17 protein-coding genes, 1 tRNA gene and 6 pseudogenes are annotated in these 20092 nt (G+C 54.8%); 18 read left to right on the top strand and 6 right to left on the bottom strand.

Features of this window, described 5'->3' with window-relative positions; translation table 11 throughout:
* Position 1: 1 nt before the first annotated feature.
* Positions 2–961, bottom strand: coding sequence for a LysR family transcriptional regulator (locus AC0L7S_RS17365; RefSeq protein WP_473472144.1), 960 nt, complete (start codon positions 959–961; stop codon positions 2–4).
* Between the two features lie 111 nt (positions 962–1072).
* Between AC0L7S_RS17365 and AC0L7S_RS17360 the strand changes: the two genes are divergently transcribed.
* The 9 genes and pseudogenes from AC0L7S_RS17360 (at position 1073) to AC0L7S_RS17320 (ending at position 8473) form a co-directional block, all read left to right on the top strand.
* A complete protein-coding gene (locus tag AC0L7S_RS17360) occupies positions 1073–1939 on the top strand; it encodes an ABC transporter permease (protein ID WP_473472143.1) in 867 nt (288 codons plus the stop codon).
* Positions 1939–2466 (top strand): ABC transporter permease, encoded by a 528-nt coding sequence (locus tag AC0L7S_RS17355; protein ID WP_473472142.1) that lies wholly within the window; start codon positions 1939–1941, stop codon positions 2464–2466. The genes AC0L7S_RS17360 and AC0L7S_RS17355 overlap by 1 nt, the downstream gene beginning before the upstream one ends.
* Positions 2463–2723 carry an ABC transporter permease gene (locus AC0L7S_RS17350; protein ID WP_473472141.1) on the top strand — a complete coding sequence of 87 codons (261 nt, stop codon included), beginning with the start codon at positions 2463–2465 and terminating at the stop codon, positions 2721–2723. Before AC0L7S_RS17355 ends, AC0L7S_RS17350 begins: the two co-directional genes overlap by 4 nt.
* Before the next feature lie 38 nt (positions 2724–2761).
* Positions 2762–3904, top strand: a complete 1143-nt coding sequence (locus tag AC0L7S_RS17345; protein WP_473472140.1) for an extracellular solute-binding protein — start codon at positions 2762–2764, stop codon at positions 3902–3904.
* Positions 3849–4396 (top strand): annotated as a pseudogene (locus tag AC0L7S_RS17340) (ABC transporter ATP-binding protein); the annotation flags it as partial. The gene AC0L7S_RS17345 and the pseudogene AC0L7S_RS17340, both read left to right, overlap by 56 nt.
* Before the next feature lie 90 nt (positions 4397–4486).
* On the top strand, positions 4487–5062 hold the full coding sequence (locus tag AC0L7S_RS17335) for a TOBE domain-containing protein (protein ID WP_473474347.1): 576 nt from the start codon (positions 4487–4489) through the stop codon (positions 5060–5062).
* Positions 5059–6408: an aminotransferase family protein gene (locus tag AC0L7S_RS17330; RefSeq protein ID WP_473472139.1), complete on the top strand. Its 1350-nt coding sequence runs from the start codon at positions 5059–5061 to the stop codon at positions 6406–6408. The genes AC0L7S_RS17335 and AC0L7S_RS17330 overlap by 4 nt, the downstream gene beginning before the upstream one ends.
* A 2-nt stretch (positions 6409–6410) precedes the next feature.
* Positions 6411–7343: a 3,5-dioxohexanoate:acetyl-CoA acetone transferase gene (gene kce / locus AC0L7S_RS17325; protein ID WP_473474346.1), complete on the top strand. Its 933-nt coding sequence runs from the start codon at positions 6411–6413 to the stop codon at positions 7341–7343.
* 108 nt (positions 7344–7451) lie between these two features.
* Positions 7452–8473, top strand: a pseudogene (locus tag AC0L7S_RS17320) (histone deacetylase family protein).
* Between the two features lie 175 nt (positions 8474–8648).
* On the opposite strand, the pseudogene AC0L7S_RS17315 reads toward AC0L7S_RS17320, so the two are convergent.
* Together AC0L7S_RS17315 and AC0L7S_RS17310 are read right to left on the bottom strand one after the other, a co-directional pair.
* A pseudogene (locus AC0L7S_RS17315) lies at positions 8649–8842 on the bottom strand (recombinase family protein); the annotation flags it as partial.
* Between the two features lie 306 nt (positions 8843–9148).
* Positions 9149–9262, bottom strand: a pseudogene (locus tag AC0L7S_RS17310) (GFA family protein); the annotation flags it as partial.
* Between the two features lie 750 nt (positions 9263–10012).
* On the opposite strand from AC0L7S_RS17310, the gene AC0L7S_RS17305 reads away from it, so the two are divergent.
* From AC0L7S_RS17305 to AC0L7S_RS17290, 4 genes are all read left to right on the top strand, one after another.
* The gene (locus tag AC0L7S_RS17305; protein ID WP_473472138.1) at positions 10013–10759 is read left to right on the top strand and encodes an amino acid ABC transporter ATP-binding protein; all 747 of its coding nucleotides are present in this window, start codon (positions 10013–10015) and stop codon (positions 10757–10759) included.
* 176 nt (positions 10760–10935) lie between these two features.
* Positions 10936–11625 (top strand): amino acid ABC transporter permease, encoded by a 690-nt coding sequence (locus tag AC0L7S_RS17300; RefSeq protein ID WP_473472137.1) that lies wholly within the window; start codon positions 10936–10938, stop codon positions 11623–11625.
* 28 nt (positions 11626–11653) lie between these two features.
* Positions 11654–12496, top strand: a complete 843-nt coding sequence (locus AC0L7S_RS17295; protein WP_473472136.1) for a transporter substrate-binding domain-containing protein — start codon at positions 11654–11656, stop codon at positions 12494–12496.
* 61 nt (positions 12497–12557) lie between these two features.
* A complete protein-coding gene (locus AC0L7S_RS17290; RefSeq protein ID WP_473472135.1) occupies positions 12558–13448 on the top strand; it encodes an amino acid ABC transporter permease in 891 nt (296 codons plus the stop codon).
* 131 nt (positions 13449–13579) lie between these two features.
* Here AC0L7S_RS17290 and AC0L7S_RS17285 read toward each other — a convergent pair whose 3' ends face one another.
* Positions 13580–13759: a hypothetical protein gene (locus AC0L7S_RS17285; RefSeq protein WP_473472134.1), complete on the bottom strand. Its 180-nt coding sequence runs from the start codon at positions 13757–13759 to the stop codon at positions 13580–13582.
* A gap of 139 nt (positions 13760–13898) precedes the next feature.
* On the opposite strand from AC0L7S_RS17285, the gene AC0L7S_RS17280 reads away from it, so the two are divergent.
* Positions 13899–14845 (top strand): IS630 family transposase gene (locus AC0L7S_RS17280; protein ID WP_473472133.1). Its coding sequence is split into 2 segments (ribosomal slippage): positions 13899–14235 and positions 14235–14845, totalling 948 coding nucleotides; the frame shifts between segments, so codons are not numbered across the junction.
* Between the two features lie 6 nt (positions 14846–14851).
* On the opposite strand, the gene AC0L7S_RS17275 is transcribed toward AC0L7S_RS17280, so the two are convergent.
* Both AC0L7S_RS17275 and AC0L7S_RS17270 read right to left on the bottom strand, forming a co-directional pair.
* On the bottom strand, positions 14852–15127 hold the full coding sequence (locus AC0L7S_RS17275; RefSeq protein ID WP_473472132.1) for a type 2 periplasmic-binding domain-containing protein: 276 nt from the start codon (positions 15125–15127) through the stop codon (positions 14852–14854).
* Between the two features lie 123 nt (positions 15128–15250).
* Positions 15251–15340 (bottom strand) — tRNA-Ser (locus tag AC0L7S_RS17270).
* A 396-nt stretch (positions 15341–15736) separates the two neighbouring features.
* Between AC0L7S_RS17270 and AC0L7S_RS17265 the strand changes: the two genes are divergently transcribed.
* The 4 genes and pseudogenes from AC0L7S_RS17265 (at position 15737) to AC0L7S_RS17250 (ending at position 20051) form a co-directional block, all read left to right on the top strand.
* On the top strand, positions 15737–16978 hold the full coding sequence (locus AC0L7S_RS17265; protein ID WP_473472131.1) for a septal ring lytic transglycosylase RlpA family protein: 1242 nt from the start codon (positions 15737–15739) through the stop codon (positions 16976–16978).
* Positions 16979–17100: 122 nt separating this feature from the next.
* Positions 17101–18266: pseudogene (locus AC0L7S_RS17260) on the top strand (D-alanyl-D-alanine carboxypeptidase family protein).
* 62 nt (positions 18267–18328) lie between these two features.
* Positions 18329–19002: pseudogene (gene tmk / locus AC0L7S_RS17255) on the top strand (dTMP kinase).
* The gene (locus AC0L7S_RS17250) at positions 18999–20051 is read left to right on the top strand and encodes a DNA polymerase III subunit delta' (RefSeq protein ID WP_473472130.1); all 1053 of its coding nucleotides are present in this window, start codon (positions 18999–19001) and stop codon (positions 20049–20051) included. The pseudogene tmk and the gene AC0L7S_RS17250 overlap by 4 nt, the downstream one beginning before the upstream one ends.
* Positions 20052–20092: the final 41 nt, after the last annotated feature.

Genomic DNA, 20092 nt, shown 5'->3' with positions numbered 1-20092 from the left:
ATCAGGCATAAATGCGTTCGTCCATCGGCGTCGTATCGATCAGGTCCAACAACTTTGCAAGGAGTGCTGATTCGGCCCGGTTTTGCCGAGTTCGGGCATTCCATGCGACATGAACATCGATTGCTGGCGGCGAGTTGTAAGGCGGCAATCGCCACAGCCGCCCCATTGCGATATCTTCCTTGACGACGTGCAGAGGCAAAGGTCCGATACCCAAACCGGCAATGATCATTCTGCGCACTTCCTCAAGATTTGCTGAGGTTCCGACAATACGGTCGTCAAGCCGCGCTTCGCTGCGCATCATCGCAACAGCGCGCAAGGCATCGTTCGCCTGATCGGTGACGAAACTCACTGATGAATGACCGGCAAGGTCGGCCATGCTCAATTTGTCACGTCCGAATAGCGGATGTGTCGGACCACAGAACAGTCCGAAAAATTCGCGAAAAAGACGCCGGTATTCGAGGCCCGGTTTGTGTTCGTTAACAAGGCAGACGGCAAATGAGGCGCGCCGTGAAGTGATTGCGGCCAAGGAATCACGGCTTGCCGAAATCTCGATCGACAGAGTTGCACGCGGATGGCTGGCGTGAAAGTCGGTTAGCGCCGCATCGAATAGCGGGCAAACCACATGGCTCGCCATCGCAACTGAGACATGACCGCGAACTTCGTCGTCGATATCACGCATCACAGTTCCCAACCGCAGGATCGCACCGTGGATATCGGTCGCTTCCGATAATAGGAGCTGTCCCGCGCTGGTAAGCTCGAAGCGCCCCGGCTTGCGGTCAATCAAGCGCTTCCCCAAGCGGTCTTCCAATCGCTTGAGGGCGCTGGAAACCGTCGGCTGCTTCAAGCTCAGCCGTTCCGCGGCATCGGTAACCGAGCGGGAATCAGCCAGAACCAGAAAAGTGCGAAGCAAATTCCAGTCCAGATCACGAACCAGACGTTCGGGTGGAGTGAGGCGGTTCATCTGATTATTAATATCATCAATGATGAAAATAACAATTATCTATTTGATCAATACGCCGCGCACTCGCATCATAGCGAACCCGAAAGGAGCGCAGGGGAAAGCTTTGCATCGATGAGTATTGAAGCAAGAGAGGCCCGACAGCCCTGGATTTTGCTGGCACCGGCACTCACAGCGGTCGCATTGCTGTTGATCGTGCCACTGATGTTCATTGTCGTCTATTCGTTCTGGTTGCGCAGCGCCTCGGGGGCCGACACGACCGGCTTCTTTCTCGACAATTGGAGGGCGGCGTTGAGCGACCGCTTCTATCGCGACATTCTGCTCAACACCCTGAAGATCGCCGCTATTACCACCGTTGCCTGTGGGATTCTTGGCTATCCCGCAGCCTTTTTCATTGCTCGTTCACGTGGCAACAAGATGATCCTGTTGTTGCTTCTGATGCTGCCGTTTTGGATCAGCTATATCATCCGCACGATGAGCTGGATCAATATCCTCGGTGTTTCAGGCGCACTCAATTCCGCACTGATCTGGCTTGGTATTATCGATGAGCCTTTGCAGATGCTCTACAATGAGACGACTGTGATCCTAGGGCTCGTACATTTCCTGTTGCCCTTCATGGTACTCAATATTTTTGTCAGCCTCGATGGCATCGACACCAATCTGGAAGATGCAGCGTCTTCACTGGGCGCAACGCGCTGGCAGGGGTTCTTGCAAGTTACATTGCCCTTGTCTCTGCCCGGGTTGGCCGCAGGCGGGTTGCTATGTTTCGTGCTGGCGTCGGGCACCTATATTACCCCGGTAATTCTTGGTGGACCACGCGATGCGATGTTCGCCAACTTGGTCTACGAGGCCATCATCCGGCAACTCAATTGGCCGCTCGGCTCGGCGCTCTCCCTTCTTCTGTTGATTGTGCTCGGCGCTCTGGTGCTGGTTTACAATCGTTATCTCGGCATGGCGCAATTGGCGAAGGGATTGGGCTGATGGCGTGGCGTCTGATCCGTACCTATACGATCCTTGTCTATCTATTCATGTTTTTGCCGATCGCGGTGGTCGTGCTCCTGTCGTTCAATGCCAATCAATTCGGCAGTTTTCCGATGACTGGTCTGTCAACGCACTGGTTCGAGGTCTTGTGGCACAATGATGCGATTTTGCGTGCTTTTCGCACCTCGATCGTGCTGGGCTTGATGACTGCCGTTGTCTCTACGGTCCTTGGCGTGCTCGCCAGTCTGGCGTTGGTGCGCTACGCAATTCCGGGGCGCAATCTGATCACCACTTTACTCATCGCGCCGATCCTCGTGCCGGAAGTGGTGCTGGCGGTGGCGCTGTTGTTGTTTCTCAATTTTCTCAACATCGGCAAAAGCTTTACCTTGCTGCTGATGGGGCACGTCATCTTCACACTGCCTTTCGTCATCCTCGTGGTGCAGGCACGACTGGTCAGTATCCGCCGTGATGTAGAGGAGGCCGCTATGAGCCTTGGCGCTTCACCCATGCAGACGTTTTTTCCGTGACCTTGCCGTTGTTGACACCGGCTGTGGCGGCAGGCGGCCTGTTTGCCTTCACCATCAGCTTTGACGACATCACCGGCACGCTGTTTTGGAAACCGGGCGGCATCGAGACGGTGCCGACGCAGATCTTTTCGATGCTTCGCAATTCGATCTCTCCGGAAATCAATGCTCTCGGCACCGTCATCATCGTGCTGACAGTTGGACTGCCACTGATCGGAGCAGCAGTGGCTCGTAAACTTGCATCAAGAAGTGGCGGGTGAACCGTCCAATTGTCATGAACCCAAGATGGAGAACCCAAATGGATGATATCAAACGCTATGAACGATTGCGCGAGCGGCTTCTGAACGGCGATATCAGTCGCCGCAAATTCTTCGGTCTGCTCGGTGCGGCAGGTGCAGCCTATGGTTTGCAGACACCGTTTGCCAGACAGGCAATGGCGGCCGATGTCAGCCAGGTTCGGTTTGATGGATGGGGCGGCGTTGTTTCCGAGGCGTTCCGCAAATATGCATTCGATCCTTACACGGAAAAGACCGGCATCAAGGTTATCGACGGTACCTTTCCAGGCGGCGATGAGTACCTTGCTCAGGTTCGCGCCAGCCAGCCGGGCGAATACAATATCGCTCACCTCTCCGGCGTGTTCGATTATGCCCGCTACCATAGTTTTGATCTGACCAGCGAGCTCAATGTAGCCAACATTCCGAACATGGCCAACGTCATGCCCGCGCTGATGAACGCGTTCAAATCAATCACGCCTGACAGCCTTAGCGCAGCGCCATACGATTACGGCACCACCGGGCTTGCCTACAACCGTAAGCACATCAGCGATGATGAGATGAAGGAAAAAGGCGCCAAAATACTCATCGACGAGAAGTACAAGGGTAAGATTGGTGGTTGGAGTGATTGGCGCACCCGGCTTTGGTACGCGGCACTCCAGACGGGTCAGGAACCCAATAACATCACCGATATGGATGCCGCATGGGATGCAGTGCGCAAGCACCGAGATCTGGCTCTCAAATACTGGGCGTCAGGTGCCGAATTGATGAGCCTGCTGGCGGAAGAAGAGATCTATGTCACCGAAGGTTGGTCGGGCCGCATTTATGCCTTGCAGGAACAGGGGCACGACATCGGTTATTATGATCCGCCAAGCAGCTTTGGCTGGCAAGAATGCCTGTTCGTGCTCAAGGGCAGTCCGATGTCGGCATGCGAGGAACTGCTCAATTTCATGCTCGACAAGGACACCTCGATCGCTGTGGCTGAAGGTCAAAGCTATCCACCGGCGCTTGATCCGACCAAGGTCGAACTCGGAGCAAAGATTCCGAAACTGCCGGCTTTCGATCCAACGGGCACGTTGTCAGGCCTGACATTTGCCGATCCGGGCTACTGGAATGGCAATGAAGCTGCATGGTCGGAAGAGTTCGGCCGCGTCCAGCGCGGTTACTAAGTTCCGTAGCCGGCCCTGTCGTGAGGATGGATGGGGCCGGTGCTTTCCCGAACTCTGGAGGTGTGCCATCGTGAGCGCCGTTTCCCTAACCCATATCGTCAAGCGGTTTGGTGATTTTACCGCCGTGCACCAGATGTCGCTGGATATTGCAGAGGGCAGTTTCGTGACTCTTCTGGGGCCGTCAGGTTGTGGCAAGACCACAACTTTGCGCATGATTGCCGGTCTGCTTGATCCGAGCGAGGGCGAAATCAACATCAAGGGACGGCGGGTCAATGATGTGCCGATACACAAGCGTAATCTGGGCTTAGTTTTCAAAACTACGCTTTGTTTCCGCACAAAACAGTTGCCGAGAACGTCGCTTTCGGGCTGAAATACCGCAATATCAGTAAAGATGAAGTCAGGAACAAGGTAGCAGCCGCGCTCGATCTGGTGCAATTGCCCGACCTCGGCGGCCGCTACCCGAAAGAATTATCTGGCGGTCAGCAGCAGCGCATTGCGCTGGCGCGCGCTATTGTCATCGAACCCGACGTATTGCTGCTGGATGAACCCCTATCGGCACTCGATGCGAATTTGCGCGAGGACATGCGCGTTGAACTCAAGCGTATCCAGAAGCGCATTGGCGTGACCACGGTGTTCGTAACACACGATCAGACGGAAGCACTGGCAATGTCGGACCAGATTATCGTCATGTCGAAGGGGCGGATGGAGCAGGTCGGTGCGCCGGAAGATGTTTACAATACGCCAGCATCGGAATTTGTCGCCCAGTTCCTCGGCGCTTCAAATCTCCTGTCCGCGCAATGTACCGGCGTTTCCGACAATAAGGTGACGCTCGAAGTGCCGGGTTTTCCACATTTTTCAATTCCGCGCGATCGCGCGCCAAAAATCACCTCAGCCGGGCCGGTGCGTTTGGTGATCCGAGCGGAAAAATTGCATTTAATGGCGGTTGGTACAGCGGTAGATGATGGGTTGTCGCTCGATGCCACGGTTGAAAATGTTGACTATCAGGGCCAGTCAGCACGCTATTTCCTGCGTGTAGGTGGGCATCAGATGCAAGCCGTTAACATGATTGACGACCATCCTTTTGCAACCGGCTCGCAGGTTGCGTTACGGTTTCGGGCGATGGATTGCGCGGCTTTGCCGGCGGAGAACCATTCGTGAAACCTGACAGCCATTTGTTTTATCAAAACCGTTCGCGGCGGCCCGTACTTGCGGAGGCGCGCGGCATCTATATGTGGGATGTTGATGGCAAGCGCTATATCGACGGCTCGTCTGGCGCGATGGTCAGTAATATCGGCCACTCCAATCCACGTGTGCTGGACGCCATGCGACGGCAGATGGAAAAGTCGACCTTTGGCTACCGGTTGCATTTCGAAACCGAACCGAGCGAAAGGCTGGCCGCCAAGGTTGCCTCACTTTCACCAGCCGGTATGGAAAAGGTGTTTTTCGTCTCTGGCGGTTCGGAGGCTGTGGAAAGCGCCATCAAGCTTGCACGCCAATATGCGGTGACAAGTGGGCAGAATAGCCGCTGGAAGGTAATTTCCCGCACACCGAGTTACCATGGTTCCACACTCGGTGCATTGGCATTGACCGGCTATGCGCCGCTGAACGAGCCATTTGAGCCGATGATGCAGGCGATGCCCAAGATCCCGGCGCCGCGAGCCTATCTCGACGGCTTGGACATGGATGACCCGGCTACCGGCGAATACTATGCAGCGATGCTGGAAGCGAAGATCGTCTCGGAAGGACCCGACAGCATACTGGCCTTCATTCATGAGCCGATCGGTGGCGCTTCGACAGGAGCACTGGTGCCACCTATGGGCTACATGCAGGCAATCCGCGACATTTGCGACCGATATGGTGTGCTGCTCATCCACGACGAAGTGATGTCGGGTGGCGGCCGCACCGGCAAGTTCATGGGCGCGGAGCACTGGGGAGTGGCCCCCGATATCATTGCAATATCGAAGGGGTTTGGCGCGGGCTATGCGCCGCTGGGCGCCATGATTGCCCACGACCGGCTGGTTGACAGCGTTCTGGATAGTGGCGGTTTCATGCATGGTCATACCTACGCCGGAAACCCATTGGCATGTGCCGCAGGCCTTGCCGTTATCGAGGAAATCGAGGCGGGCGGATTGATGGCTAATGCCGCCGATGTTGGTGCGCTGCTGAAGTCTCGTTTGAACGACCTGAAGCAACGATACCGATTTATCGGCGATGTCCGCGGCAAAGGTCTGCTTCTGGCTTTTGAACTGGTTTCCGATCGTCAGACGATGGCGCCATTGCCCAGAAATTTGAACGCCTATAACGAACTGGTCGATCTGGCCTATGAGCAGGGGTTGATCATCTACTCCCGCCGCACCCGGGGTGGGGTTGACGGGGATCATTTCCTGGTCTGTCCGCCAATGATAACCACTCCGACGCAGGTCGAAGAGATTATGGCAATGCTTACCACGGCGCTTGATCGATTTGCCGAAAAGATCGCGCCCGCACTGGTTTGCAGCGCCTGAGGATATCAATGTCGAAGATCATCATCAGTTGCGCCATCACCGGGTCGATCCATACGCCTTCGATGTCGCCTCATCTTCCGGTTACGCCTCAACAGATCGCCGAACAGTCGATAGAGGCGGCTCAGGCGGGGGCCGCTATCTTGCATTTGCATGCCCGCCATCCCGTCACCGGTCAGCCTTCGGCGGCACTGGAAGATTACATGGCTTTCCTGTCGATGATTCACTCTGGCACCGATGCCGTCGTGAATTTGACTACTGGCGGCAGCGCCGTGATGACGCTGGACGACCGGCTGGCTGCTCCGCTGGCGGTGCAACCCGAAATGTGCTCGTTAAACATGGGCACGATGAATTTCGCTCTTTACCCGATGTTGAACAAACGCACTGAATGGCTGCACGATTGGGAAGAACCGTTTCTGAGAGGATCCGACAATCTCGTGTTCAAGAACACGCCACGCGATATTGAAAGTGTGCTGCGTCGTATGGGGCAGGAGCGCGGCGCCCGGTTCGAATTCGAATGCTACGATGTCAGTCACCTTTACATGCTGCGTCATTTCGTGGATCGCGGTTTGGTTGAGGGGTCGATTTTTCTTCAGTTCGTTATGGGCGTTCTGGGTGGGATCGCAGCCGAACCAGAACACCTGATACATCTCAAACAAACCGCCGACCGCCTGTTTGGAAAAGGCTACACCTTTTCGGTTCTTGCTGCCGGACGCAACCAGATGGCCATGGCCGCGATTTCGGCTGGCATGGGTGGGCATGTTCGCGTCGGGTTGGAAGACAACCTTTATATCGCGCGGGGCCGATTGGCGCGCTCCAATGCCGAACAAGTCGAGAAAGTACGCGCAATTGTTGAAAAATTGGGACGCGACGTAGCAACACCTGCCGAGGCGCGCGCGCTGCTCGCGCTCAAGGGGCGCGATGGTGTAGCGTTTTGAAACATGGATAGCCAGTACCTTGCCTGACCGGAGTCAGCTTTCGGTGCGTTGAGAAGCATTCCCGGATGGCAAATGGAGAACGGCATTCGGTGTCAGTGGAGTAACAGGATGAAAGCCATATTCGATGACCGGCAGCGGGTCCATGATCCAAAGATGTTCATGGCCAACGGCCGGTTTTTACCCAATCCTGAACAACCCCGCCGCATCGAGGTGCTACATGCGGCAGCGCAGGCTGCCGATTGTGTTTTCGAGGCGCCGAAAGATCATGGATATGGTCCATTGGCGGCGATCCATTCGCCTGAATATCTGACATTTCTGGAAACCATCCATTCCCGCTGGAGCCGCACTGAAGGGGCATCTGACGAGGTGATTCCCAATATTCATCCTGATCGACGCACGGCTTCTTACCCCCGTTCAGCCGCAGGTCAGGCTGGCTATCATCAGGCGGATACGTCATGCCCGATTGCTGCAGGCACCTGGGTTTCGGCATATTGGTCGGCGCAGACCGCATTGAGTGCCGTTGAGTCCGTGTTGAACGATGCACGGCCCGTCTATGCGCTGTCGCGTCCACCTGGGCATCATGCTTTTGCTGATCTGGCGGGTGGGTTCTGCTTCCTGAATAATTCCGGTATTGCCGCAGAAGAATTCTTGCGGAGGGGCAGGCGCCCGGCAATCGTCGATATTGACGTACACCACGGCAATGGAACGCAGGGTATTTTCTATCACCGTCGAGATGTACTAACGGTTTCGATCCACGCTGACCCAAATCGCTTTTATCCATTTTTTGGGGCCATGCCAACGAACGTGGTGTTGGTGAAGGGTTGGGCTACAACCTCAACCTGCCGCTACCGCGAGGCACTAATGACGTTGATTATTTGGCGGCACTGGATATTGCGCTCGCCCGCGTCCGCTCGTTCGGGGCGGACGTTCTGGTGGTTGCGCTCGGTCTGGATGCGCATGAAAATGACCCATTCAAAGGTTTTCGCGTCACCACGTCTGGCTTCGCGCGGATCGCAACTGCAATCGCTCGCATTGGCCTTCCCTCGGTGATCATACAGGAAGGAGGATATCTTCAGGATGATTTGGGCTCGAATCTGACCAGCTTCCTCAGCGGGTTCCAGAACGCATGATCGTCATGAGCGAGAACAAGGAAATGCCAGCGTCCGTCAATTGCTATCAGACCAATAGTCCAGTGCATGTCGCCCAATAGTGTGCAGCGGTTTTTCAGGCAACGACATGCATAAAAACAAAGGCTTAAAGCATCCTGCATGAATCCCTTTAGACGCGTTGTGCTTTAGCAAACTGCACCACACCACCCATCCACATGCCCTTTTTCTTCGAGGCAGCAATTTTGTCGCGCATGCGCTCTACCGTGTCTTCCCGTTCAAATTGGGCAAAAGACGCTGCAGGGCGGTGCGCTCCATTGTGGGGCCGGATATGCCACCATCGTCGTAATGGTCCGGTACCAGCTTCCAACCCAAGCCTATCTGCATGGTGATGCGGCGAGCAACGGCCGACAGTGATTGGTAGTAGAGCCTACCGCCTTATTTTGTTGAAAAACTAACCTTGAAGTGCGGTGCAGCCTCCTGATTCAGTGCCCTTGTTATCGAAAGATTTGCTGATGATGGGCGAGAGAACAGTGATGCAGGAAGCGCTGTTTTACAGCTTCAGCATCGAGAACCATTTGCCGGCGAATTACTTATTGCGCTCGATAGACCGCTTCAACAGAATAGGCCCGAAGTCGACCGTAGCGACGCACGATGATGAAAGCTGGATGCGGACAGTGTCTTTACCTTTCGTATCGCCTACTTCTCAAAGTGACCTGTGCCGTCACGATCGCTCTTGTGTCGTCTTGTGAGCGGAAAAACCGGCAACCATGATTCGCGGCGGACGATCCAGCTTTCATAGGTTGGCATCAAAGGACGACTTGTGTTGCTGTAGAAAGGTCGCAACCGTAACCGGGCGCTGTCGAGGTCGAAATGGTAGTCGATCTCGCGCAGCCTATGGTCAACGAGGTATAAATCGTGGAAAAGCAAAGCTTGAGCTGCCTAAAATCCCATAAGCGCGCAACCCTCCGCAAATCAATGTGATTGTGAATTTGCACTGAACCCGGATCCACCGTCGAACAGATCGTATCACACTGATTTGGAAACACTTATTGGCATTTCCATAATGACTCAAATCGCACAGGGTCACGGCCCACGCAAATTCCGCCGGCGTGGAAACACCAATTTGTGATGTCAAATCAGTATGATAGAATCATTCGGGCTTCTGGTTAAAGTTCGGCGCAATTTTGCAGTCTGATCGCATCAAGCGGTTCCGCGACTTGGTGTTCGCAGAAGCGAAGAGTGAAAAAACCCTGCATCTTAAGCACATCTAATACTTTCCATGATGAGGTGAATATTGCGGAGCAGGCATTGCAAGCTCTAGATTGGCCCTGTCAATGATCGAGCAACAGGCGAGTTAGGGCAGTATCTTAAAAATAAAGGCCGCGCGTCATGAGGCAAAAGTCACGGTCACATAATCTGACCAATGGACCCATTCCAACTACGCAAGCGGCTCCGGGGGCAAGAAGATAAAAGGAGATGCAGTCGATGGATAAATATGATCGAATGCGATCGGAATGGGGGCTCCTGACATATGCGAATTTGCCCGGAGAAGCTGAATAGATGCCAGTCGAACCGCCGATCATCACGCTAAGCAATGTAGGCAAGCATTTCGGCCCGTTTCAGGCACTCAAAGACATCAACCTGACCGTGAATGCGGGCGAGCGAGTGGTGGTTTGCGGCCCATCCGGCTCAGGTAAGTCGACGATGATCCGCTGTATCAACCGGTTGGAAGAACACGATGCGGGCCAGATCTTCATTGATGGGATCGAATTGAGTGAGGACACGAAAAATATCCGGGCCGTGCGCCAGGAAGTCGGCATGGTCTTTCAGCAGTTTAATCTTTTTCCGCACCTCACCGTTCTGGAAAACCTGACCATCGGTCCAATCAGGGTGCGCCAGATTTCCAAGGACGAAGCCATTGCCCGGGCGCGCAAATATTTGGATCGTGTTCATATTCCCGAACAGGCCAACAAGTATCCCGCCCAGCTTTCCGGCGGTCAGCAGCAGCGTGTCGCCATTGCCCGTTCGCTTTGTATGGAAACCCGCATCATGCTCTTTGACGAGCCAACCTCCGCACTTGATCCCGAAATGATCAATGAAGTGTTGGACGTCATGGTCGAACTGGCAAATTCTGGCATGACGATGGTTTGTGTGACCCATGAGATGGGCTTTGCGCGTAAAGTTGCCGATAAAATGGTGTTTATGGAGGCTGGGCGCATTGTTGAAATAGCGCCACCGGAAAAATTCTTCACCGATCCTTCAAGCGAGCGCTGTCGCTTGTTCCTCGATCAGATATTGAAGCATTGAGATCGGGCATGCGGACCACGGACATAGTCGGCGCGAAAGATGGTCAAGGCAGCCATAAGCCGTTGATAACCGGATTGCGTCTGTCGCGCTTGCTCACCTCGGTTCCGGCGTCAATCATCCAATATATTGCTGTCGTTGGCCTTATCGTCTACGCCGCCGTAAATGGCTCCCGGGCGATGGGTTACAATTGGCAATGGTACCGGGTGCCGAAATATTTTTACGAAGTAACCGACAACGGCATCGTCCTGGGAGCCATCCCATGGGGATTGTTGGGAACCTTGGCTCTTTCGGCAATGGCGTTCGCGCTCGCGCTGGTGCTTGGTTTGTTGATCGCACTCATGCGGTTGTCGAATCTGGTGGTGGGACGTGCGGTAGCTGTTGGATTTCTTGAAATCGTGCGCAACACCCCGTTACTCGTACTTCTCTACGTTTTTTACTACGTATTTGGCCCGATTTTCGGATTTGATCGGTATACGGCCAGCGTCATCTGCCTTGGGGTTTTTCACGCCGCACTCATCTCGGAGATATTTCGAGCCGGGATTAATGCGGTGAATGTCGGCCAGTGGGAGGCCGCGAAATCCATCGGCATGACCGGCGGTCAGATTTATCGCTACATCATTCTGCCTCAATCGGTTCGATTCATGCTGCCGCCGATGACCGGTGAAGTCGTGAACATGATCAAAAGCTCCGCAATCGTCAGCGTCATAGCCGTGGCTGAGCTGACCACGATTGGGCGCAACATCATCTCTGACACGTATATGAGTTTTGAGATCTGGTTCACCATCGCTGCCGTCTACATGGTGGTAACGCTGATGATATCGGCTGGAGCCTCCTTTCTTGAGAAGCGGTATGCCGTGCGGGACTGAACAAACAATTTTGACAGGGAGAGATGACATGAAACTGACAAAACGGATGTTAAATGCAGCACTGGGTATGGTCATGGCCGCAGCCATTGCCTTGCCCGCAGTGCCTTCGTTTGCCCAGGAAGCTGGCCAGGCATTGTCCAAGGAAAGCGTTATCGAGAAGATCAAGCAGCGCGGGGTCGTCAAGATTGGCCTTTCGCTGTTCAAGCCATGGTCGATGCGCGACAAGAACGGCGAATTGATCGGCTTTGAACTGGATGTCGGGCGCAAACTTGCCAAGGACATGGGTGTCGATGCCGAATTCGTACCGACCGCCTGGGACGGCATCATCCCCGCGCTACTGGCGGGTAAATTTGACGTAATCATCTCCGGTATGTCGATCACGCCGGAACGCAATCTGACCGTTAACTTCTCTGATCCTTACGCCTATTCGGGGATGACGGTGTTGGCCAACAAGGCTATGACCAAGGGCTTCACTCTGGAGGATTTCAACCGCCCGGAAGTGACGTTCGCTGCACGGCGTGGAGCAACTCCGGCCACCGCCATCGCAACCCTCTTTCCTAATGCCAAACTGCTTTTGTTCGATGATGACGGCGCTGCCAATCAGGAAGTCCTGAACGGCAACGCCCATGCGACTATGGCCTCCGAGCCCGATCCTTCTACTCAGGCCCGCAACTATCCAGAAACGTTGTATGTGCCGTTCGACCAGAGCTTCCTCGCCACGGGCGAAGCCTTTGCCTATCGCAAGGGTGATCCGGACGCGACGAACTTCTTCAACAACTGGATCAATGTGCAATGGAAGAACGGTTGGCTGAAAGAGCACAACGATTACTGGTTCAAAGGCAATGCATGGGAATCGATGATCACTGAATAAACGAACGGCCAGAAGTTGCCCGGTACCTTGTGTGCCGGGCATACCGGAAGCGGAGCGGCACGTGACCAAATCCCTGAAGAAGTTGCAATGGCTGGATTACCTGATCCTCGCGGTCATGGCAGCGTTCATTTTCGTCATTTGGTACCGGATTGCCGATTCACTGAACTACAAATGGCAATGGGGCCGTATCCCGAACTATATAGTGCGCTGGCGTGAAGAGGATGGGCGCTGGGTGGCAAACGTTTTGCTGCAGGGCTTCATCACGACCATCCGCATCAGTATCTATGCCAGTATCCTCGCCGTGGTTCTGGGCACGGTTCTGGGCATCGCCCGCTGCGCCGAAAACCTGGCCGTCAGAATGCTGGCGCGTACCTATCTGGAGATGCTGCGCAATGTCCCACCCATCGTGGTCATCTTCATCTTCTACTTCTTTCTCTCCCAGCAACTGATTACAGCCTTCAATATCGAGGGCTGGGCAAGGGGTATCGCCAAACAGGATAATCGCGAAATCTGGGAATTCTTCTTCGGGAATATGCTGCATTTTCCTTCCGTCATTTCGGGCGTCATTGTTTTGGCGCTGTTTGAAAGCGCTTTTGTCGGCGAGATTGTCCGGGCGGGCATCCAGTCCGTCAATCGCGGCCAGCGTGAAGCGGCACATTCAATCGGGATGAGTTGGATTGACGAGATGCGATTCATCATCATGCCCCAGGCGATGCGCAAGGTTCTGCCACCACTCGCCAATCAGTTCATTTCGCTGGTGAAGGACAGCTCGATCATATCGCTGATCTCCGTGCAGGAATTGACCTACAAGACCATTGAGCTTGTTTCCTCGACCCGCCTGATCTTCGAAGCCTGGATTACAACGGCGGGGTTGTATTTTCTTCTGTGCTTTTGCCTGTCGCTTCTTTTCCGAAGATTGGAAGCCGGGCACCATCGGCCCAAAATGACATGAGAGGAGGCGGGTGTTACACCCGCTACTTTTGGCAATGACCAGACCGGGTCCGTTATACTTGTTTTTGAGTGGTAGAACGGTGCCGAGATCTGCACTTGGCCACCGTTAGTGACCAAGTGCTTTAATTGTATTTATTCATTGACCTTGTCGTGCCACTCGTCTCCTTTGAACCAGTAATCGCTACGTGCTTTTAGCCAGCCCGTGTGCCAATTTCCTTCGATCCAGTTGTTGAGCACATTGAGCGAATGCAAATCCCCTCTGCGAACGGCGAAGGATTCGCTGATAGCACCGAAGGTTTCTTCAAACGGCACATACATCGTATCGGAATGTTGTCTGACGATACCTGAAGGCGTTGCCTAGAGCGGTTCAGTCCTTGTCTGAATCGTTAGGGGTTCCGGCGTTGTCGATTTTGTGATTCAAGATGCTGTCTGGGCAGGAGGCCAGCATCTGATGACAGCCCCTCTTTCAAATGATCTTCGTGAGCGTGTTGTGGGTGCGATTGAGGGCGGCGAGAGCTGCCGGTCGGTCGCTGCCCGCTTCGGGATTGCCGTTTCCTCGGCAGTGAAGTGGCGCCAGCGTTATCGGGCGACCGGCTCGGTGGGGCCCGGCAAGATGGGTGGGTATCGCAAGCGTATTCTGGAGCCGCATCGGTCGTTCATCGTCGAGCGCATCAACCAGACATCCCATCTGACGCTGCATGGGCTGAAGGATGAACTGGCGGCGCGCGGGGTGAAGGTGTCGCACGACACGGTCTGGACGTTCCTGCGCCGCGAGGGACTTCGGTTCAAAAAACGCTGTTCGCCCTTGAACAGGCCCGGGCCGACGTTGCCCGACGACGACGACGCTGGCGGTCCTTTCAGGCAGGCCTCGACCCGAGCAAGCTGGTCTTTATCGACGAGACATGGATCAAGACCAACATGGCCCCATTGCGCGGCTGGGGGCAGAAGGGCAAGCGCCTGCGCGGATTCGCCCCGCACGGCCACTGGCGCACGCTGACCTTCCTTGGTGCGTTGCGCTGCGACCGGCTGACGGCACCGTGCGTCTTCGACGGGCCGATCAACGGCGAATGCTTGCGTGCCTATGTCGAGCAACTCCTCGTGCCCGCGCTCAAACCAGGCGACATCGTCGTCATGGACAATCTCGGCTCCCACAAGGCGGCCGCCATTCGACAGTCCATCAAGGCCGCTGGCGCCAGGCTCTGGTTCCTGCCGCCATACTCACCCGACCTCAATCCGATCGAGCAGGCCTTCGCAAAGATCAAACACTGGATGCGGCAAACCCAAAAGCGCACCATCGACGATACATGGCGCCACATCGGCCACCTCGTCTCAACCATTCAACCCGACGAATGCAGCAACTATCTCGCAAACGCTGGATACGCTTCCGTCAAAACCTGAAGGACTCTAGGGAAAAAGAGTTGCGTGGGCCTTTCCACTGATCATCTCTTGAAAAACGGCATCTTCATCGTCGAACTGCAGAAGTTTTGCTTTGGGAAACATCCGCTTAATGTCGGCGACAACGCTGCCACCACGGCGTGAAACCATAACGACATCAGGGCTGTTGAAATCCTCCAGAGTGAAGCCCTCTGTCAGTTTCTTGTTCGCCAAAACGGTCAGGCCGGAGTAGTTGTAGGGTTCGGTAAAATTGACCGTGATGTTGCGCTGCGTGGTACGTGTCATTCCGCTGATGATGACTCGGCATCGCAGATGCACGTCGAGGCGTACGTTCCGGTGGGTAAAGTGGCGGGTAAATCACCATATGCAAGAAATTGCATAACATAATCAGAGATTTACATACCATTCTGGCGGAGGGAGTGGGATTCGAACCCACGGTGAGCTTGCACCCACGCCGGTTTTCAAGACCGGTGCCTTAAACCGCTCGGCCATCCCTCCAAGTCGTGATTTCGTTCGCATTTCCGGGTAGTTGATGGCCTCAATTCAGGCCATTGTTACCATTTTGCAACCGAAAGGCTTCCACGGCATCGCCTTTAGCGCGCTCTTGATTGCCGCGTCAACCGATTCGGTTGTTTTGGTGCGTGCCTCGATATGATTGCCAGAAGAAAAGCCCCGCGCACGGCTTCCAGAGACCGCTCTGATGCCTCGTTTTTCGGTTGAAGTCGTTGCCACAATCTTGCCGGGTTCCAACCATATTCGGTTAATACGGCTATAAGCAATTTATGCGTATATAGGTGTGTGGATTATTGGGGGCATGCACCTCGGGTCGTGTCAGTAGCTATGTGAACTTTGGATGAGCAGCACCAAGGTCAGACTTTTTGGGGACTAGCAATAATGCAGGCTACGGCGCGGCCACACCTTCGTCGCATGACAACCGTCTTGTCGTTTGCAGCAGCTGCTGCGCTGTTGGCTGGGTGCGCGACACCGCAGCCCAAAGCAACTGTTCATAAAAAGTCGAGTTCAAAGGAATATTTTGCCGAGTCCAAATATGGCGTGAAGGCAAGCCCGCGCGTCGCGATGGGCAAGACCGCAATCAAAAGAGGTGGCGGGCGCGATCAAATCGGCAAACCCTACAAAGTGCGGGGGAAATGGTATTACCCCAAGGAAGATCGCAACTATTCAAAGGTCGGCTCAGCTTCTTGGTACGGGGATGCATTTCATGGCAGGCTGACCGCCAATGGTGAGGTTTATGACACCGGGCAGTTGACCGCGGCGCATCCGACGATGCCTTTGCCAAGCTATGCACGCGTCACCAACCTCGCGACTGGAAGCTCGATCATCGTGCGCGTGAACGATCGTGGTCCATTCCATGCTGGCCGCATCATAGATGTATCGAAACGAGCAGCCGAGATGCTGGATTATTCCACATCCGGGGTGGCAAAAGTGAAAGTTGACTATGTTGGACGGGCTCCTCTCGAAGGGGATGATGAACCATATCTGATGGCATCCTATCACCCCGGCAATCGGGCGCCTGATCCCTCGGATGGCTTGCCAAGTGGCGTGATGATTGCGTTAAATGGTCCAACACCAAGCGTTGCAATACCAGGACGTGCCATTCCATTCCCCGGCCAGCTTGACGATGCCACGTCTGCCCAGCAGGCTGTCGTGGCAGTTGGTGGAGCGGCGTTTGGTGACTTGACGCTTCCAGAGTTTGGTCCGCTCGTGCCACAGCGGCCCGAATACGATCCATCCATGAACTCACCGTTTGCGGTTGCCAAGCTGTCTTACGCCGATGAACGCGTCAAACGCGCTGTGAACCAATTTGCGGCTCTCGACAGGTCGCAAATGACAGCCGACGATATCACCGCGTCGTGGAAGCGGCTTAATCCCGGAACAAATGCGGCTGCAATAAGCGAGGCGTATGTTGCGGTAGGTTCGTTCGATGATGTCATTAAGGCTCGGCGCATCGCAAGCGAACTGACATCTTTCGGCAAGACGCAAATCGAACAGACCGACCTCGGCGGCAAGACCATGTATTCGCTAAACCTCTTCTCCAGTGGACAAGCCGAACTCGATGCAATGTTGCAGGCGGCGTGGTCGCACGGAGCGCCCGATGCGCTGGCGGTTCGTGACTGAGAGCACGACTGGGTATCCTCCATTTTACCAACCATTGCCCTAAGCGGTTGATTTGCATCACGCTGGGCTGGTATTCACGCATCAGTCGCCGGATATTCAGGGGCGAATGGGGCAGTTCTTTTATGACGTGTCGTTTCCACTTGCCGTTGATCGGATCGCTGTGCGTCGCTTTTGTTTTGACGCTTGCCATGCCGGCTGCCGCCCAATTGTTTGAAACCAAGGCCACGCAGGCCTTCATGATAGATGCCGAAACCGGCACTGTCCTGTTTTCAAAAATCCCGATGGTGCGCTGTTTCCAGCTTCCCTGGCAAAACTCATGACATTGGAAGTTGCCTTCAATGCGATAACGACGGGACGCCTGACACTTGATGATACTTTTGTCGTTAGCGAAAATGCCTGGAGGACAGGCGGTGCGCCGTCGCGTACGTCCACCATGTTTGCTGCTGTCAAATCGGCTGTCCGGCTGGAAGATTTGATCCGTGGAATTGCCGTTCAGTCGGCCAATGACGGCTGCATAACTATTGCCGAGGGTTTTGCGGGATCGGAGGCCAATTTTGCGTTGCAAATGACGGAGCGCGCCAGAGAAATCGGGCTTAAAAACTCGGTATTCGTCAATTCGACCGGCCTGCCGGCAAAGGGACAGACAACGACTGTACGAGACTTGGTGATGCTCGCGCGCCATCTCTGGCACGATTATCCCGATCTTTATCACTATTTTGGTGAGAAGGATTTTACCTGGAACAAGATTTTCCAGCGAAACCGCAATCCATTGCTGGCGATGGATATCGGTGCCGACGGCTTGGCTGTCGGTGCAAGTGAAGAGAACGGCATGGCTATTGTCGGGTCGGTAGCGCAGAATGGAAAGCGCGTGATCGCGGCGATGAGCGGCCTGAAATCAGATCGCGAACGCGCCGAAGAAGCACGCAAGCTGCTTGAATGGGGATTGCGGTCATTTGAAAAGACGGAAGTATTTGCCGCAGACGCCTTGATTGGCGAAGCCGAGGTGTTCGGTGGTTCCAAATCCGGCGTTGCCTTGAAGGCCAAGGGACCGGTTGATATTTTCCTTCCGATCACGAACCGCGATAAGATGACAGCACGGATCGTTTATGATGGCCCGCTATCGGCACCAGTAGAAAAAGGCCAACCCATTGGCTCCTTGCGGGTGTCGATCGGGGATACGTTAAGTCAGGAAACGCCACTATTCGCCGCGGAAACGGTAGAAGTCGGCCCACTTCCCAAGCGGGCGCTCGATGCACTAAAGGAGTTGGCCGTTGGCTGGCTGCGCTAAGACATGGGCATTTCAATCGACCCGAGTGGGAATCGTTACGATAACGGGATGAAGTTCTGCTGGTGAAGGAAGGTTTTTTCATAACGTTCGAGGGCGGCGAGGGGGCAGGCAAGTCAACGCAGATTGAGCGGTTGGCCAGCAAGCTGCGTGCCAAGAAATACAAAATTCTCGTCACTCGAGAACCGGGCGGCTCCCCGGAGCTGAAGCCATTCGTCATGTAATTCTGTCTGGCGCGGCCGAACCGTTCGGCTCCAGAATGGAAGCGATTTTGTTCGCGGCCGCACGTTCAGACCATGTCGAACAGGTAATACGCCCGGCAATCGAACACGGTGCCATCGTACTTTGCGACCGGTTCATGGATTCCTCGCGTGTCTATCAAGGTATGAGCGGTAATCTCGATTCCGCATTCATGAATGCAATCGAACAGGTTTCGGTCAACGGCATGACACCTGACCTCACATTGATTTTGGATATTGACCCGGTTGAAGGGTTGAAGAGGGCAGGGGCACGACGCCAGAAGAGCGCCGATCCAGATCGTTTTGAAAAAGAATCTGTTGCTATCCATCAGCAGCGGCGCGACGCATTTTTGGCAATTGCCAAGTCTGAGCCGGAGCGTTGCGTTGTCATTGATGCGTCTGCTCATCCTGATGCTGTCGAAGATGCCGTCACCGAGGCTGTCTTTTCAGCCTTGGAGATGCGGCTGTCGAAAAACCCATGGCAGGCTGCACCAGTATGACCTTCGAACGCATTGCGCCTGAGCAACACGACACGCTGGAAGGTATTCCAGAGCCTTCCGAGACGCCTCGCTTGATCGGCCACACGGATTCGGCCGAAATGCTGGTTTCGGCATATCGCGCAGGCAAGATGCCACATGCGCTTATGTTGACGGGAGCCGTCGGGATCGGAAAGGCCACGCTGGCATTTCACCTTACCCATCATCTCCTGAAGTACCCGTCTTTCAAACAATCCCCCGAAACGCTGGCGGTTCCGGATGTCACCTCATCTCTGTTTCGTCAAATGGCGATGGGCGCACATCCTTCCGTCCTGCACCTGACGCGGCCGCTCAATGAGAAGACAAAAACTTACAAATCGGTCGTCACCGTTGACGAAATTCGCAAGGTCAACAATTTCCTGTCGCTCACCGCACACGATGGCGGGTATCGTGTGGTCATTGTTGACCCTGCGGACGACATGAATATCAACGCAGCCAATGCGTTACTGAAAAATCTTGAAGAGCCACCTGCACGCACATTGTTTGTCCTCATTGTGCATGCACCGGGTTCTCTATTGCCTACCATTCGCTCCCGCTGCCAAATCTTGCGCCTTTCGCCGCTCGATCGTGAACCTCTGTTGAATGTGCTCGACATGGTTCAATCCGATCAGGGTGACACTAACAGTCGCGCAGCGCTTGCCGAACGCGCGGGCGGCAGCGCACGCACGGCCATCCTTCTGAGCCAATATGGCGGGATGGAAATCGCGGAAGCACTGGATGAACTGACATGGGCAAAAAAGATCGACGTGGCGAAGGCTCACCGACTGGCCGATGCCGTCGCCGGTCGCAATCAAACCATACCCTTCGATATCTTCAATCGGCGATCACTTGATCTTCTCTCAACGACCGCCAGAAAGCTTGCTATGAGCGGGCAGGGGAGGCAGGCGAAGGCGCTGACCGACAGTTGGCAGGCGGCGCGCGACGCCATAACTGAAACCCAGACATATAATCTCGATAAGAAGCAACACGCGCTTACGATGATCGCTCGCCTGAATTCTGCGATGTGCAATTGAATTCCGCGATGTGCAATTGACACCAACCTGGCAACGGGATG

Source organism: Mesorhizobium sp. G2-6-1 (genome assembly GCF_055809095.1).
This window is presented reverse-complemented; position numbering and strand designations above follow the sequence as displayed.